At 58.2% G+C, this 361-nt stretch carries 3 tRNA genes; all 3 read left to right on the forward strand.

What is annotated here, in order from left to right:
* The first annotated feature begins 1 nt into the window (after position 1).
* The 3 genes from QN399_RS26230 (at position 2) to QN399_RS26240 (ending at position 361) form a co-directional block, all read left to right on the forward strand.
* Positions 2–77: transfer RNA gene (locus QN399_RS26230), tRNA-Glu, on the forward strand.
* A 52-nt stretch (positions 78–129) separates the two neighbouring features.
* Positions 130–205, forward strand: a tRNA-Ala gene (locus tag QN399_RS26235).
* Between the two features lie 80 nt (positions 206–285).
* Positions 286–361, forward strand: a tRNA-Glu gene (locus QN399_RS26240).

Here is a 361-nt window from a genome sequence, read left to right on the forward strand (position 1 = left end):
CGTCCCCTTCGTCTAGTGGCCTAGGACACCGCCCTTTCACGGCGGTAACAGGGGTTCGAGTCCCCTAGGGGACGCCAGTATCAAGAAGCAGTGCCGCGAGGTATTGCTCCGCCGTGAGGCGAAAAATCCGGGGCTATAGCTCAGCTGGGAGAGCGCTTGCATGGCATGCAAGAGGTCAACGGTTCGATCCCGTTTAGCTCCACCAAATTGTACAGTTCAAGGCTTGGCCACGCAGGCCTTGAATCGATCAGGCTCAGTCTGATCACGTTGTATAGAAGGTTTTGCGTCCCCTTCGTCTAGTGGCCTAGGACACCGCCCTTTCACGGCGGTAACAGGGGTTCGAGTCCCCTAGGGGACGCCA

The organism is Pseudomonas sp. 10C3 (genome assembly GCF_036346185.1).
Classification (GTDB): Bacteria; Pseudomonadota; Gammaproteobacteria; order Pseudomonadales; family Pseudomonadaceae; genus Aquipseudomonas.